12 protein-coding genes are annotated in these 14,456 nt (G+C 66.4%); 8 read left to right on the top strand and 4 right to left on the bottom strand.

The genetic code is table 11. The features are described from left to right. From ACPS74_RS12275 to ACPS74_RS12260, 4 genes are read left to right on the top strand one after another with little or no spacing between them, the layout of a single operon-like run. Nucleotides 1–1,326: a BCD family MFS transporter gene (locus tag ACPS74_RS12275; RefSeq protein ID WP_029648436.1), complete on the top strand. Its 1,326-nt coding sequence runs from the start codon at nt 1–3 to the stop codon at nt 1,324–1,326. Between the two features lie 8 nt (nt 1,327–1,334). Continuing rightward, nucleotides 1,335–2,522, top strand: a complete 1,188-nt coding sequence (locus ACPS74_RS12270; protein ID WP_029648437.1) for a geranylgeranyl diphosphate reductase — start codon at nt 1,335–1,337, stop codon at nt 2,520–2,522. Next, complete coding sequence (locus tag ACPS74_RS12265) at nt 2,522–3,052, top strand: TspO/MBR family protein (RefSeq protein WP_029648438.1); 531 nt, start codon at nt 2,522–2,524, stop codon at nt 3,050–3,052. The genes ACPS74_RS12270 and ACPS74_RS12265 overlap by 1 nt, the downstream gene beginning before the upstream one ends. Then, nucleotides 3,049–3,414, top strand: a complete 366-nt coding sequence (locus ACPS74_RS12260) for a hypothetical protein (protein ID WP_036241271.1) — start codon at nt 3,049–3,051, stop codon at nt 3,412–3,414. Before ACPS74_RS12265 ends, ACPS74_RS12260 begins: the two co-directional genes overlap by 4 nt. Here ACPS74_RS12260 and ACPS74_RS12255 read toward each other — a convergent pair. Then, entirely contained in the window at nt 3,321–4,838 is a 1,518-nt protein-coding gene (locus tag ACPS74_RS12255) for an alpha/beta hydrolase (protein WP_029648440.1), read from the bottom strand. The two genes, ACPS74_RS12260 and ACPS74_RS12255, sit on opposite strands and share 94 nt — an antisense overlap. Nucleotides 4,839–5,219: 381 nt before the next feature. On the opposite strand from ACPS74_RS12255, the gene ACPS74_RS12250 reads away from it, so the two are divergent. Next, a complete protein-coding gene (locus ACPS74_RS12250) occupies nt 5,220–6,131 on the top strand; it encodes a cobalamin B12-binding domain-containing protein (protein ID WP_162231960.1) in 912 nt (303 codons plus the stop codon). Here the strand turns inward: ACPS74_RS12250 and ACPS74_RS12245 are convergent. The 3 genes from ACPS74_RS12245 to ppsR are packed head-to-tail and all read right to left on the bottom strand — an operon-like array spanning nt 6,128 to nt 10,305. Beyond that, nucleotides 6,128–6,748 carry a biliverdin-producing heme oxygenase gene (locus ACPS74_RS12245; protein ID WP_051381672.1) on the bottom strand — a complete coding sequence of 207 codons (621 nt, stop codon included), beginning with the start codon at nt 6,746–6,748 and terminating at the stop codon, nt 6,128–6,130. The genes ACPS74_RS12250 and ACPS74_RS12245 overlap by 4 nt on opposite strands. Further along, nucleotides 6,745–8,943, bottom strand: a complete 2,199-nt coding sequence (locus ACPS74_RS12240) for a GAF domain-containing protein (protein WP_029648443.1) — start codon at nt 8,941–8,943, stop codon at nt 6,745–6,747. Before ACPS74_RS12240 ends, ACPS74_RS12245 begins: the two co-directional genes overlap by 4 nt. Before the next feature lie 42 nt (nt 8,944–8,985). Further along, on the bottom strand, nt 8,986–10,305 hold the full coding sequence (ppsR, locus tag ACPS74_RS12235) for a transcriptional regulator PpsR (protein WP_036241277.1): 1,320 nt from the start codon (nt 10,303–10,305) through the stop codon (nt 8,986–8,988). Between the two features lie 434 nt (nt 10,306–10,739). On the opposite strand from ppsR, the gene bchI reads away from it, so the two are divergent. From bchI to bchO, 3 genes are read left to right on the top strand one after another with little or no spacing between them, the layout of a single operon-like run. Next, complete coding sequence (gene bchI / locus ACPS74_RS12230; RefSeq protein WP_051381673.1) at nt 10,740–11,720, top strand: magnesium chelatase ATPase subunit I; 981 nt, start codon at nt 10,740–10,742, stop codon at nt 11,718–11,720. Then, nucleotides 11,717–13,498 (top strand): magnesium chelatase subunit D, encoded by a 1,782-nt coding sequence (locus ACPS74_RS12225; RefSeq protein ID WP_029648446.1) that lies wholly within the window; start codon nt 11,717–11,719, stop codon nt 13,496–13,498. Before bchI ends, ACPS74_RS12225 begins: the two co-directional genes overlap by 4 nt. Further along, on the top strand, nt 13,495–14,430 hold the full coding sequence (gene bchO, locus ACPS74_RS12220) for an alpha/beta fold hydrolase BchO (RefSeq protein WP_029648447.1): 936 nt from the start codon (nt 13,495–13,497) through the stop codon (nt 14,428–14,430). The genes ACPS74_RS12225 and bchO overlap by 4 nt, the downstream gene beginning before the upstream one ends. Nucleotides 14,431–14,456: the final 26 nt, after the last annotated feature.

Below are 14,456 nucleotides of genomic sequence, written 5' to 3'. Positions count from 1 at the left end.
ATGAACGCGCCGCCGCTCGCCTGGTCCGGCATTATCCGGCTCGGACTTGTCCAAACCGCGCTCGGCGCCGTCGTCGTTCTGATGACCTCCACCATCAATCGCGTGATGGCGGTGGAACTCGCGTTACCGGCCTTTGTGCCTGGAGTGCTCGTCGCCTCGCATTACGCGATCCAGGTTCTGCGCCCCGCCTGGGGATATGGCGCCGACGTCGGCGGGCGTCGCACGCCCTGGATCGTCGGCGGCCTCGCGGCGTTGGCGCTCGGCGGCGTCGGCGCAGCGCTCGCCACGGCGCTTGCCGCGACAAACCTCGCCGCGGGCTTGGCGCTCGCCGCCTTCGCCTTTCTTCTCGTCGGCATGGGCGCCGGCGCCGCCGGCACGTCGGTGCTCGCGATGCTGGCGACGCGCGTCGCGCCTGAGCGCCGCGCCGCCGCCGCGACGACCGTTTGGGTGATGATGATCCTCGGCTTCGCGGTGAGCGCGCCGCTCGCCGGGCACTTTCTTGATCCCTTTTCGATGCAGCGCCTCGTCGTCGTCACGGCCTGCGTCTGCTCCGTGGCCTGGTTGACGGCGACGATCGCCGTCATTGGCTTGGAGACGGACGCCCCATCGCCGGTTTCGGCGGCGCAGAGGCCGCCCTTCCGTGCGGCCTTCATGCAGGTGTGGAGCGAGTCGGCGGCGCGCCGGTTCACCATCTTCATCTTCGTTTCGATGCTCGCCTACAGCATGCAGGAACTGCTCGTTGAGCCCTTCGCCGGCGTCGTCTTCGGCATGACTCCCGGCGCGACCACCAAGCTCGCTGGCCTTCAGCACGGCGGCGTCCTGCTGGGGATGATCGGCGTCGCGTTCGCCGCGACCGGAATCGGCGGACCGCGTCTGGGCTCGCTGCGGATGTGGACCGTCGCCGGCTGCGCCGCGTCAGCCGCTTCGCTCATCTGCGTCGCGGCAAGCGGCTACGCCGGACTCTCGCTGGCGCTGCGCGCATCTGTCTTCGCGCTCGGGATTTCGAACGGCGCCTTCGCGGTCGCCGCGATCGGGTCGATGATGGGGCTCGCAGGCGAAGGCGCGCACACGCGCGCCGGCACGCGCATGGGGCTGTGGGGCGCCGCGCAAGCCGTCGCCTTCGGTCTCGGCGGCTTCGGCGCGACGGTTCTGGTCGATCTCGCGAAACTCGCCGTCGCGACGCCGCTCGCTGCCTATTCGGTGGTTTTTATTGGCGAGGCCCTGCTCTTCGTCGTCTCGGCCGCGCTCGCGAGCCGAGTCGCCTCGCCGCAGCCCGCGCGCGCGAGCGCGCCATTGCCGCCGCATGTCGCGACGGCGCAGTCCTAAAGGAGCCGATGATGAGTGAAGACGCGCTCTTTGACGTCGCTGTCGTCGGCGGCGGACCCGCGGGCGCGACGGCCGCGCATGATCTCGCGCGGCGCGGCCGCAAAGTCGCGCTCATTGACAAGGCAGGCCGCATCAAGCCGTGCGGCGGCGCCATTCCGCCCCGGCTCATTCGCGATTTCGGCATACCCGATCATCTGCTGAAAGCGCGCGTCTCCTCGGCGCGGATGATTTCACCCAAGGGCGTCGCCGTCGACATGCCGATCAAGGGCGGCTTCGTCGGCATGGTCGACCGCTGCGAATTCGACGAATGGCTGCGCTGCCGCGCGGCCGCTTGTGGCGCGATGCGCGTGACGGGCGCCTATGAGAGGATCACGCGCGACGAAGACGGCGTTGCGCGCGTGCATTACCGCGCCAAAGGCGAAACCGAGCCGCGGACTCTTCGCGCGCGCTGCGTCATCGGCGCCGACGGCGCGCTTTCCCAGGTTGGCCGCCAAGAAGTGCCCGGTGCCGACAAGACGCGCTTCGTCTTCGCCTATCATGAAATCATCGAAACGCCGCCCGCCGAAGCCAGCGACCCCGATCGCTGCGAAATTCATTATCGCGGCGTGCTCTCGCCGGATTTCTACGCCTGGATTTTCCCGCATGGCGACACGATGAGCGTCGGCACGGGAAGCGCCAACAAAGGCTTTTCACTTAAAAACTCCGTGCGCGATCTGCGTGGCGGCACGGGCCTCTGCGATGCATCGACCGTGCGCCGCGAAGGCGCCCCAATTCCCTTGAAGCCGCTCAAACGCTGGGACAATGGCCGCGACGTCATTCTCGCCGGCGATGCGGCTGGCGTTGTCGCGCCCGCGTCGGGCGAAGGCATTTATTACGCCATGCTCGGCGGCCGACTTTCGGCGGACGCTGTCGAAGAATGCCTGCGCACGGGAGACGCTCGCGCGCTCTCGATGGCGCGCAAACGTTTCATGAAGCTGCACGGGCGGGTCTTCTTCATTCTCGGGATCATGCAATATTTTTGGTATCGCAATGATCGGCTGCGCGAGGCCTTCGTCAATATCTGCAAGGATCCTGACGTTCAGCGCCTCACCTGGGAGGCCTATATGAACAAAGAGCTCGTGCGCGCGGATCCGATGGCGCATGTGCGCATCTTCTTCAAGGATCTCGCGCATCTCTTGAGACTCGCCTCGCCATGATGGATTCGCTCGCGGCCGATCGCTGGACTCTCGTCGCAGTCGCGACCGCGAGTGTCGCGCTCGTGGCGCTGCTCGGCGGTCTCGCCACTGAAATAAACGATTGGTACGAGGGCTTGAATTTTCCGTCCTGGCGTCCGCCGAACTGGCTGTTCGGCCCGGCCTGGACGCTGATTTTCCTGCTGACCGCGACGAGCGGCGTTCTCGCCTGGGAACAGGCGCCGGACGATGGGACGCGCGTCGGACTTTTGGCGCTCTTTGCGATCAACGCCGTGCTGAACATCGCCTGGAGCCCGCTGTTCTTCAAGCTGCGGCGGCCCGACTGGGCGCTCGTCGAACTCGTCTTCCTGTGGCTGTCAGTCCTGTCGCTGGTCATCGCCGTCGGCGCGATCTCGACATCCGCCGCGGCATTGCTCCTGCCCTATCTCGCCTGGGTCAGTTTCGCGGGCTGTCTCAACTGGCGCATGGTCGAATTGAACAAGCCCTTCGCAACCTATTGGCCCAAGGCCAAACGCCCGGCGGAACGCGCATGAGCGCCTTCGTGGTAGACCCGCAACTCATCGACTGGATCTTGATCCTCGTGGCGCTCGAAGCCATCGGCGTTCTTGGTCTGCAAACACTCACCCGGCGCGGGCCGCCGCCAGCCGGCTTTCTCTGCAATCTCCTGGCTGGGGCGGCTCTGCTCGTCGCGCTGCGCTGCGCCCTCGCGGGCGCGCCGACGCTGGCGATCGCCGCAAGTCTCGCCATGGCCTTCCTCGCGCATCTCGCCGATCTCGCGCTTCGATGGGAGCCGCGCAAGACTCAGTCGACGATCGGGAACGTGACGGCCAGCGCCCAGGCGAGGCCGAAGGCTGCGCCGAGCGCCGAGACGCGCGGATCGCGCGTGCGCGCATAGACCCATCTCCCCACCAGCCCATAGACCGTCAACAGAATGACGATGACGATGGCGATAATGACGAGAAAGAACAGCCGCCTTGGATTCAGCGCCACCGCGATCGCAAGTGAGGCGATGAAGCAGAACTTGCTGAAGACATAGCCGCCGCGCGCGGCGCCCGGGCCGCGCGTCATCCATTCGTCGGCGAGAAAATAAAGCGCGCAACCGATAAACATTATTGGGACAAGCGGCGCGCGAACGCCCGTCGGCAGGTAAGAGATGACATAGGCGTCGAGCGGCAGGCCGAGAACGAGCGTGTACAAAGCGGCAAGCGCGACGGCCGCGATGAGCAAGGGCTTCCAGCGCGGCGGCCGAAAGACTGGCAAGCCTCCTTGTGCGAGCCACAGGCCGGCGAATATCAGGACGCCGTAGACCGCGAGATGAGCGACGAGATAATCGCCGAGCAGGATCGGCAGGAAATCCGTCGGCGCCTTCCACAGGATAAGCGGCGTCAGCAACGCTGGCGCTATGGCGATGGGCGCCAAGCGCCGCCATGGCAGCCCGGCGCCAAGCGGAACGGGCGAGACTTGCGGCAGGAACTGTGCGAGCGGCCGCATCAGGGCGATGAGGCCCGCAAACAGCAGCGCGAGCCAGGGGCCGCGGGCGTCAATGTAGCCGGACTCGCTTCTCCCGAACGCCGCGTTCACCCAATTGAGCGTTTCGGTCATCGCGTCGCGACTGTAGAGAACGCCGATATGTTCGACGCCCCGCGCGATCGCCAGCCGGCGCCCGGTTCCACGCGCGATGTCGCCATAGGTGACGCCCGCCTGCGCCGTCCCGCCGGCTGCTTGCGAAACGACGCGCACGCCGGCCTCGATCAGCCGTTGCGACTCCCATGCGCCGTCGATGATGATGAGATTTTTTGGCTGGTCGCGCGTGACGCCTTCGCCGAAAAAGGAAAACGCCGCGACCGCGGCGATCTGCGGATCGCTAATCGCGTGACGCACGACGAGATCGGTGGCCATCGAATGTCCGACGAGCGCGACCCGCCCATCGGCCCAGGGCTGACGCTGCGCGAAGCGCACGACCTCGTCGATGTCCTTGAGGAGCGCCGCCGTGCTCGTTTCGAGTTTGGCGAGACCGCCCGGCATCGGCCTCGGATTGCGGCCGTGCCCGGAGAAGTCGAAGGTGACCGCCACATAGTTGTTTCGCGCGAGTGTCCTTGCGATCGGCGCCATCAATTGCTGCGAGCCGGAAAAGCCGTGGGCGATCACGATCGCCGGCGCCGGCGGACTGTCGGACTTGCGCATGACCGTGACAGGAGTCTCACCGATATGAAGGCGTTGGATCACGAGTCCGGCCTCGGACTCCGACAAACCGCCAAGCGAAAGCGTAACGGCGCCAGTTGCGATGAGCGCAAAAAAAATCGAGCGCATCTTTTTCATCGTGCTGCCCTGCTCGATGTCGCAGTGAGCGGATTCTAAAGCCCATTGCCGGGCTCTCGCATGTGTCCGTGCTGCATGACACACCAAAGGCTACCGCAAAGCTATCGTCAATTAAGCTTTACTATCGCGTTTTTGTGCGTTTGAATGCTTTTCATGCGGGCGATGGCCTGCTGTGAGCTCGAATGGCGAACTCAGGAAAAGTTAAAAAACTCTTCATTCTCATAATAATAGAGGCGGGGCCGCTCGCCCGAAAATACCGGATGGCTGTCAAGATGTAGCGCTTGAAATGTCCGTTCGGAAGGTCGGAACGCAACAACGATGATTTCGGGGCATGGGCGCCGGCGGGCCATCGCCGTGGCGACCGGCTCGGGAGGCCAGACGATGACCGATCTAGGCGAATTCGATCCCGCTTCCGCCCGCCGCGCGATCCCTGGCGCGTCTCCCTGCCCGAACGAATTTCAAGAATGGCCCGAGCCTGACGTCATCGTGCGATCCGACCTCCAGGCCCGGCAGGCGCGACTCGCCTGCGTGATCCTCGACGACATCGTTCCACGTCTCCAGCTGATGCACCACGCGCTGTTGGCGCATGAACCGGAGAAGGCGTTTCAAACCGAGGAGATCGAAACCTTCGGCGCGCTGTTGACGCGCGACGACGGCGAAGAATCATCGGCGTTCTTCGACAAGATGCGCGCCAAGGGCCATTCGCTCGAAACGCTTTTCGTCGGACTTCTCGCCGAAGCGGCGCGTCACCTCGGCGTTCTTTGGGAAGAAGATCGCTGCGATTTCATCGACGTCACGCTCGGCGTCGCACGAATGCAGAAGCTGATGTGCCGCTTCGGCGGCGTCGAGGAATCGACGGCGTGCGATCCGCGCCAGCGCGCGCTGCTCGCAACGCTTCCCGGTGAAAAGCACGTCTTCGGCGTCGACATGGTTGCGGTGTTCATGCGCAACGCCTCCTGGGACGTACGCGTCGAGAGGGACCTCGACGCTGACGGCGTCGCCGACGTTTCGGCGAGCGGTTGGTTTGGCGTCTTCGGAATAACCCTGAGCGCCGAGTCAGAGTTGGAGACGCTGGCGCGCACCATTCGGGCGGTGCGCGAATCCTCCGCGAACGCCGACGTCGGCGTGATGGTCGGGGGGCCCCTCTTTAAGCGCAATCCCAATCTCGTTGCGCAGGTCGGCGCAGACGCCACCGCGTCTGATGCGGCGACAGCGACGATTCTGGCGAAAAAGCTGGTCCTGCGTCAGCCGTGCGCGTCGACGCGCCAGGCTAGGTCGGAACGCCGCCTCTAGTTTTCGCTGCCGGAGCTGACCGCCAAGCGATCGAGGCAAGACGGGGCGGCGCGCCAATCGAACATCCACTCTTCGAAGATTCGAAAGGTTTCGACCGCAGCGTCGATGGCGCGCGCTTGTTGCTCGCCAGGCGCCAGGGTCTCGACGCGCGCTAGCAGGCTTGGCCAGACCTCGCCGCCTGACGGACCGCCGAGAAAAAACCGGCGCGCCTCGCCAGCGACCGGTGCCAGCGCCGTCGCGATCAGCGCGCCGCCAAGCGCAGAGCCTTCGACGACATAGAGCGCGCCGAGCGCGCAAGCCTCGCTCGAAGGCTCACGCAGCGCCGCGCACCGCGGCAGGCGGCAAACGTCGAAGCGCATGATCCCCAGCGCGGCAAGATCCAATGCAATAAGCTCAGCGCGCGAGTTCGTGATCAATCCGAGATTCTGCATGGCGCTTGCGTGAGCGTCCTCGAAAGCTAGGTGAAAACCATAGAGCCGCATCAGCAATTGACGGTAATCATCAAGGCCGATCGCGCCGCGCGCCGCCGCCGAAAGTCCGGCATGGCGATGCAAACGCTGATGCGTCTGGCGAGTCGCGGCGCGCAGCGCCTCGCGAACGGACGCGCGCCCGGTCATTTTTTTCCGCCGTAGCTTTTCGAAGCCGAGCGTCCGTCCGCCGTCGAGGCGCCGCCGACCGAAATATGTTCAAGCACTTCCGCAGCCCGCGCGACCGAAGCCCGGACGCTCTCCAGCGTGTCCGGAATGCCGGCGGTGTCCAGACCGTCGGCGATTTCCAGCGCGGCGAGCTGCGCATTGTCGATGATGCTCGACATTACATTCTCGATGGCGAGCGCGGCGCTCGAGTCGATGCGACGCATCAGCCGCCGTTGGCTCAACAGGAGATTGTCGCGAAAATTCCGGCGCGCCGCCTCCGCCGCCCTGCGCTCGGCAAGGTCGGTGAAGAGAATGACATAGCCTAATATACGGTCGCGCGACGCCAGCACGGGATCGGCGCGTACGGCGATCGGCCGCGTTCCCCCCATTCGATCAACGAGCAGCGCTTCGCCGCGCCAGGGCGTGCGGCTGTCGCGCAGCGCACGCAACCTTTTCTCCACCTCGTCGGGATCAGCGAAATGGGCGCTTAATTCATCGAGATGACGAAGCGGTCGCGGCAGGCCAAGCAGGAGATTGAGCGCCGAATTCGCTTCGAGCACAGCGCCGTCGGCGGCCGCGACGACGATCTGCTGGCTGGAGGAATGAACCTGGCGCAAGACATGCTCGAGTTGATCTTGCGCGACGAGAATCCGCAGAGAGCGAAACTGCACAACGACGTCGGTGACGCTCTCGCCGATCAATCGCGCGGCCGCGCGATCCGCGGCGGTCCAAGGATCGGAGGTGCCCTCGACGACCTGGTGCCACTGGGCGAATGAGCGGCGCGGCGAGAGCTCGTTTGGATCGTCCCCGTCGGACGGCGCTTTAAATGGATTGCCGCCCCACGTCACGGTTCGCACGCGCTCCTTGCGAAACCAGATCAGCAGCTCGCCAGGTTCATTGGAAACGCGCGTCGCGATCACACCGCTCGCGACGCCCGTCAGAGACTCGAAGCCGGGCTCTTGCGACGAGAGGGCGGACGTTGCGAAGACGCCGTCATCGAGGCGCTTTTCCAGCCACTCGCCGAGGGCGCGGATTTCTTCCGACCCAGGCACGTCGCCGACGGTTTGCGTCTTGCCTTCAAACAGCAGCGCGGCGCCGCTGGCGTTGAGCGGCAGCAACAGGGAGCGTGCTCTGTCGAACAGCGCGCCACGCCAGTCTCCCTCGCGCGTCACGCTTTCGATCATGCGCTGCTCCAGGCGGCGCACGGAAAGGTCGGCCTGGCCCTGTGCGAAACTCTCCAGCGCCGCGATGCGCGTCCCCATGACCTCAGCCAGCAATTCGCAGACGGCGCGCATTTCGAACTGGATCAGGCGTGGCGCGTAATGATGACAGGAGATCAAGCCCCACAGTTCTCCGCCAACCATGAGCGACACGACGAGCGTCCCAGCCACGCCCATGTTTTTCAAATATTGCAGATGGATGGGCGACACGCTGCGCAGGAAGCACATCGACATGTCAAGCTCTTCGCCTGTGAGCGGCGAAAGTCGCGGTTCGAGCGCCGACGGCGTGTAGTCCACGTCTGCGAGCAGCCGCACCCGGTTGCGCTCGTAGAGACGTCGCGCGATCTGCGGAATGTCGGAGGCGGGATAGCGGTTGCCCAGAAAAGCTTCGAGCTCCGGGCGCTTTGTTTCTGAGAAGACCTCGCCATGCCCTTCATCATCGAAGCGATAAATCATGACGCGGTCATAGCCGGTCAGCTCGCCAAACATCGCGGCGCAGGCGTCGCAAAGCCCACGCAGGGTCGAGGATGAGAGGATCGTGTCAACGCCCCGCTGAATTGCGAGCGTATAGTCGACGGGGGGTCCCGCATATTCCAGTTCGACGATGAGGCCGCCACGCGGCGCACGATGTAAGAGCGCATTGAGCGGCTCTGCTCGGGCGCCGGCGGCGCACCGCAGGGCCACGGGGATGGCGTCTACCGGACGGTCAAGGTAAAGGCGGCTGCGGCTCCAGAGGTCGCCGCCAAGCTTGCGCAGATGCGCGCCGCGCAAGGGTTGGGTGTAGCCAAGAAAGGAAGCTGCGTTGCCGCTCTCCTGCACGATGACGCCGTCCGACTCGCGAACCGCCAGAAGCGCGCCATGCGGCTGTATCGAACCGGCGAAATGAATCTGCTCGCGTTCGCAGTTCGAAAGATTCGCCTGACCGAAGGCTGGCGGGGCGGCGGGATCGAGGGTCACGGCTTAGCTTCCCCTGCCTGCGAATGGAATGGCTTTTGTAACCTATTCTCGTTTGTATTTTTTTAGTTTCGCATGCAGGCTCTGCCGACTCAAACCCAGATGGCGGGCGGCGACCGTGCGATTGCCGCGGAACCGTTCAAGCGCACGCGCAATGGCTTTGCGCTCGATCGTTTCCGTGGTCATCTTGACGATCTGCTCCAGCGTTCGATTGTCAAAATCGTCGATCGCAACCGATGCATTCTCGACCGCTCGCGGCGGCGCGTCTGCGGCCGCACGGCGATGACCAAAATCGCGGATGAGCAGCCCGAAATAGCTCGGCTGTGAGGCGTCGTCGCCGATAGCGGAAATCTCGACGCCGGTCGATTGGCCAAGCTCTCCGTCAATCGCGGTCTGAAAGCGCCGCACATCGCCGTGTTTTTGAACGAGCGCAATCACCAGATTGGCGTCGGCGCCTGGGCTTGAGAGCCATCGCGTCAATTTACGGCCGATCGCCGCCGCCTCCGAACCGATCTGCACGAGATCAAGGAAAGCGTCATTTGCGGCCTGTACGACGCCGTCGCGGTCGACGACGACAAAGGCGTCGGGCATCCGATCGACGAAGGTTTTCATCGAAAAACCATCGGCCTTTTCGGCTGCGGGGCCCTGATCACGCATCGGCGCGAGCTGGCAAAGATAAAGCGCGCCCGACTCCGCATTCATCAAGGACGCGCGCAAGCTCCATAGTTGGCCAAATGGCGTCGCGCGCAGCACGACGCCAGGCGCGCGGCCTTCTTCGCGGGTCTTCGCCAGCATTTCGTCGAGGACGCGCCGATCGCGATCGTCGAGCCGCGCCAGGAAGGGCGCGCCGGGGGCGAGATCAAGATTCTTGGTTGCGCAGAGATTGGCCTCGACGACGCGCAGATCGGAGACGCCGACCAGAGCCACAGCCTCGCTCGTCGCATCAAACAGCGTGCGGTAGCGCGTCTCGATTTCGCGCATTTTCCAGTAGTCTCGCTCGCGCGCTTCCTGGGCGAGCTGAAGACGCGACTGCAATTCGCTGATCGCCTCGAGACTACGACCGATCGCGACAAAACCCGCCTTCTTGCCAAGACTGAAGGTCGTATATTCCATCGCCAGTTCGCGGCCGCTTGGAAACCGCTGACGCACCTGAAAACAGGAGGCGTCGCCACGCAAGCGCACATCCTCGATCTTCTGCAGCGCGCCGTCGTCGATCGCCGGCTCCATCATCTCGCCCCAGCGCCGGCCGAGCCACTGGTCGAGCGGCTCTTTCGCCAGTGATTTCGCTCGCACGACATTCTGGATGACGCCGTCTTTGTCGAGCGTCAGCGTCAGTTCGGGGCGCGTGTCGGACCTATCGGGCATAGCCGATCCCCAACGGGCCGACGGCAGGCCCCGCTAAGGCGCCCCACAGCCCCTCAAGGCGTCCGGCGTTGACGCCAGCAGACATGAACAGACCCCCGGTTTCATTCAGCCCACATCAGAGAATGGACCCTGTTTGAGGAGATTGCTACGCCACAGCCGTCAATTTCTGCCGATTATTGACTAAATCTGTCACGCGAGCTTGCGCGGAGCGGCCAAAGGTGTCAATTTAAAATGACACATGGCGTGTAAGTTTACTTCGCGCCAAGCCGAGAGGACCGTGCATGTCGCCGCTTCCGGTCAAGCTTTCCCGAACAACGACGCGCGCGATCGAGGCGCGCCGCCTGCAAACTGAAGGCGCGCTCGCGGCGCAGAATTTCTCGCCGCCCGACTCGCTCGCGCCATTTCCCTTCACCGCGATCGTCGGCCAGGACGACATGAAGCTCGCCTTCGTGATCGCCGCGATCGATCCGTCCGTCGGCGGCGTGCTGGTCTTTGGCGATCGCGGGACGGGAAAATCTACAGCGGTGCGCGCGCTGGCGCGCCTGCTGCCGCCCATGCGTTCGGTCGTCGGCTGCGCCTACAATTGCGATCCCGCGGCGACCGCCGCTCTTTGCGAGGGCTGTAAAAAAAGCGCCGCGCAGGGCGGTCTCAAAACGACGCTGCGCGCCGCGCCGGTCGTCGATCTGCCTCTCGGCGCCACGGAGGATCGCGTCGTCGGCGCGCTCGATCTCGAACGGGCGCTGACGCAAGGCGAGAAATCTTTCGAGCCCGGCCTGCTCGCCAAGGCGAACCGTGGCTTTCTCTACATCGACGAAGCCAATCTTCTCGAAGACCATCTCGTCGATCTCTTGCTCGACGTCGCTGCGTCCGGCGAAAATGTCGTCGAACGCGAGGGATTGAGCGTGCGCCATCCGGCGCGCTTCGTGCTGATCGGCAGCGGCAACCCCGAAGAGGGCGAGCTGCGTCCGCAGCTCCTCGACCGCTTCGGCCTCGCCGTCGACGTGAAGACGCCGACCGACATCCCGACTCGGATAGAGGTCGTGCGCCGCCGCGACGCCTTCGAGCGCGATCCGGCGCGCTTCGCCAAGGCCTGGTCGGTCGAAGAGCACAAGCTGCGACGCAGGATTGCGATGGGGCGCGAACGCCTCGCCGCCGTCGCGGCGCCGGACGAAGCGCTGGAGAAGGCCGCAATGCTGTGCGTCGCGCTTGGAGCCGATGGCCTGCGCGGGGAACTGACGCTGTTGCGGGCCGCCCGCGCGCTCGCGAGTTTTGAGGGCGTGGAGCGCGTCGGCGACGCGCAGCTGCGGCGCGTCGCGCCCTTCGCGCTCGGCCACCGGCTGCGGCGCAATCCGCTCGACGATATCGGCTCGGAGACGCGCGTCGCGCGCGGCATCGAGGAGATTTTCGGCGCATGAGCGGCGACGGCGAGGCCGCCGCCTGGGCGCGCGCGAGCCACGCCGCCGCGCTGTTTGCGGTCGACCCCGCGGGTTCCGGCGTCTCGCTCAGAGCCCCGCCGGGACCGGCGCGCGACGCCTGGGTCGCTCTGCTACGCGACTATCTCCCGAGCGGCGCGCCGATGCGCCGCGCCCCGCTCTCCATCTCCGACGATCGCTTGCTGGGCGGACTGGATCTCGCCGCCACGTTGCGCGCGGGACGGCCCGTCGCCGAAACCGGCCTGCTCGCGCAAGCCGACGGCGGAGTCCTCGTGCTGACCATGGCGGAGCGCCTTGGCGGCGCGACGGCGGCGCGTATCGCGGCGGCGCTCGACTGTGGCGAGATCGAACTCGCGCGCGACGGACTTTCGGCGCGCCAGCACGCGCGCATCGGGGTCGTCGCCCTGGATGAAGGACATGACGATGACGAGCGGCCGCCAGCGGCGCTGCTCGACCGCCTCGCGTTCCATCTCGACCTCGCAGAGGTGAGCCATCGCGCCGTCAGAGAGCGTTGCGCAAGCGCCGCGGAGGTCGCGGCGGCGCGCGCGCGACTCCCGTTGGTCGTCGCGCCTGCCAAGGCGATCGACGCGCTGGTCGCCGCCGCTGCACGGCTCGGCATCGACTCCTTGCGCGCGCCGCTGCTGGCGCTGCGCGTCGCCCGCGCGTCCTGCGCTCTGCGCTGCGCGGATGTGGTCGACGACGAAGACCTCGCGGTCGCCGCCTGCCTGGCGCTGGCGCCGCGCGCGACATGCGCGCCGCCGATCGAAGAGAGCGAAGTCCCTCCCGAAGAGGCGGGTGACGAGCCCGGCGCAGCGAAAAACGACCCCGACCCCAAGAACGACAATGCGCAGCCGCGCGAGGCGCCGGCGCCCGACGATCTCATCGTCGCCGCCGCGCGCGCCGCCATTCCGGCTGATGTCTTGGCGCGGCTCGCAACCGACGCACGAACGCGCGCGCCCTCCGCCCGCGGCGGAAAGTCTGGCGCCGCTCTCGTCTCCGCCCGGCGTGGCCGGCCGATGGGCGCAAGGCGCGGCGCGCTGCGCGAGGGGCGTCTCTGCCTCATCGAAACCTTGCGGGCCGCCGCGCCCTGGCAGCCGCTGCGACGCGCGCATGCGGCTGACGACGCGGGGCTCGCCGTGCGCGTGCGCGCCGACGATTTTCGCGTCACGCGTTTCCGCGAGCGTCGCGAAACCACCGCCATCTTTGTCGTGGACGCCTCGGGCTCCTCCGCCATGCAGCGCCTCGGCGAAGTGAAGGGCGCGATCGAATTGCTGCTGGCCGATTGCTATGTGCGGCGCGATAGCGTCGCCCTCGTCGCCTTCCGCGGCAAGAGCGCGGAAATCCTGCTGCCGCCGACGCGTTCGCTGGCGCGCGCCAAGCGGCTGCTCGCGGCGCTGCCGGGCGGCGGCGGCACGCCGCTGGCGCACGGGCTCGACGCCGCCGGCGCGCTGGCAGAGAGCGTCAAGCGCAAAGGACAAACGCCGCTCCTGGTGCTGCTCACTGACGGGCGCGGCAATATCGACCGCAAGGGCGCGCCCGATCGCGCCAAAGCGCTCGACGACGCGCTCGATGCGGCGCGGCGTTTACGCGCGCCGGGTCTCGCGGCGCTCGCGATCGACTCCTCGCCTGCAGCCGCGGCGCGCGCGGACGCTCCGACGCGCAAAATCGCCGAGGCGATGAACGGCCGCTATCTCAAAATGCCATTCGCCGACGCGGCCACTCTGTCGCAGGCGGTGCGCGCGGCTGCGCCGGCGCCGTGATCCTCCCGCATCTCTTCGCGCCCGTCGCGCGGCTCACTCTCGAGCGGGACGGCGCCGACTGGCCGAACCGGCATGCCAGCCGCATGATCGAGGCCGGCGGCGTCTGCTGGCACGTGCAGCTCATGGGCGAGGGTCCGCCGCTGCTTCTCTTGCATGGGGCGGGCGCATCGGCGCACTCCTATCGCGACCTCGCGCCGCTGCTTACGTCACGTTTTCGCGTCATCGCCCCCGATCTTCCCGGCCACGGCTTCTCGACATCGCCCGGCGCGCATACGCAATCGCTGCCCGGCATGGCGAAAGCGCTCGCCGCCCTGCTGCGCGCGCTCGGCACCGCGCCGGAGATCGTCGTCGGCCACTCCGCCGGCGCCGCCGTGTCGGCGCGCCTCGAACTCGACAAGGCGATCGCGCCGCACCTGATCGTCGCGCTCAACGGCGCGTTCACGCCCTTCGGCGGCGTCGCCAGCCACGTGCTGCCGTCGCTCGCCAAGGCGCTGTTCCTCAACCCTTTCGCGCCGCGCTATTTCGCCTGGTCGGCGGACCGCGCCGCGGTGGCGCGACTTCTCGCCGGCACCGGCTCGACGCTCGACGCGCGCGGCGTCGATCTTTACGCCAGACTGATGCGCAATCCGGCGCATGTCGAAGGCGCGCTCGCCATGATGGCGCATTGGGATCTGCATGCGCTCAATCGCGATCTGCCGCGCCTCGCCACGCCCCTTGCGCTGATCGTCACCGCCAATGACCGCACCGTGCGGCCGCAGAGCGCACGCAACATCGCCGCGCGCCTGCCGACGTCACGCGTCCAGGAGATTAGGGACCTCGGCCATTTGGCGCATGAGGAAGCCCCCGATCTGCACGCAAGATTGATTTTTGACCTCTGGGACGCCGCGCAGCGCCGCCGTCACTGCGAAGAACCGGCCACCGTCGCTCCGTGAGGCGATCCGTCGCGCGTTCATGGCGC

Origin of the sequence: Methylocystis sp. SB2 (genome assembly GCF_049817085.1) — a bacterium.
Lineage (GTDB): Bacteria > Pseudomonadota > Alphaproteobacteria > Rhizobiales > Beijerinckiaceae > Methylocystis > Methylocystis rosea.
The sequence above is the reverse complement of the archived record's forward strand: the minus strand, read 5'-3'. Positions and strand labels throughout refer to the sequence as shown.

Coding starts and splice junctions, on each gene's coding strand:
- bchI (WP_051381673.1), top strand. CDS start 10,740: ATGAAGCTCGCCTTCGTGATCGCCGCGATCGATCCGTCCGTCGGCGGC.
- ACPS74_RS12245 (WP_051381672.1), bottom strand. CDS start 6,748: ATGACCGGGCGCGCGTCCGTTCGCGAGGCGCTGCGCGCCGCGACTCGC.
- ACPS74_RS12250 (WP_162231960.1), top strand. CDS start 5,220: ATGACCGATCTAGGCGAATTCGATCCCGCTTCCGCCCGCCGCGCGATC.
- ACPS74_RS12255 (WP_029648440.1), bottom strand. CDS start 4,838: ATGAAAAAGATGCGCTCGATTTTTTTTGCGCTCATCGCAACTGGCGCC.
- ACPS74_RS12225 (WP_029648446.1), top strand. CDS start 11,717: ATGAGCGGCGACGGCGAGGCCGCCGCCTGGGCGCGCGCGAGCCACGCC.
- ACPS74_RS12260 (WP_036241271.1), top strand. CDS start 3,049: ATGAGCGCCTTCGTGGTAGACCCGCAACTCATCGACTGGATCTTGATC.
- ACPS74_RS12265 (WP_029648438.1), top strand. CDS start 2,522: ATGGATTCGCTCGCGGCCGATCGCTGGACTCTCGTCGCAGTCGCGACC.
- ACPS74_RS12275 (WP_029648436.1), top strand. CDS start 1: ATGAACGCGCCGCCGCTCGCCTGGTCCGGCATTATCCGGCTCGGACTT.
- ppsR (WP_036241277.1), bottom strand. CDS start 10,305: ATGCCCGATAGGTCCGACACGCGCCCCGAACTGACGCTGACGCTCGAC.
- ACPS74_RS12270 (WP_029648437.1), top strand. CDS start 1,335: ATGATGAGTGAAGACGCGCTCTTTGACGTCGCTGTCGTCGGCGGCGGA.